At 42.7% G+C, this 358-nt stretch carries 1 pseudogene; it reads left to right on the forward strand.

Annotated elements, in window-relative coordinates:
* A pseudogene (locus AB4512_RS24555) lies at window positions 1-358 on the forward strand (fumarate hydrolyase); the annotation flags it as partial.

Raw genomic sequence — 358 nt, forward strand, 5'->3', positions numbered from 1 at the left:
AGGAGTATTACACTGCCTTAAGTAGTGATAGTGCATCGGCTTCAGACAAAGCTATCAAAGCGACAATCGACTCTACCCAGACTTCATTCATGTATGCTGCTCAAACAGTTCTAGATAATGTTGACCCTTACAACATTGCCTCTACCACTTCGGGACCGGTATTTGGTATTCAAGCCGACGGTGACGAAACAATACCAAACTCTGTTGCTGCGATCCCAACAGCTGGAACCGAACCACTGTTTAAAAAATTATCATTGGTTAATACTGCACTGAACTCTTCGGGAGACAAGCTGGCTTCGTATTTTGACAAATCATCATCAGAGGCTGAACACTCTACTGTAATTTCTCAGCAAAATAC

The organism is Vibrio sp. 10N.222.52.B7, from assembly GCF_041474275.1.
Lineage (GTDB): Bacteria > Pseudomonadota > Gammaproteobacteria > Enterobacterales > Vibrionaceae > Vibrio > Vibrio crassostreae_C.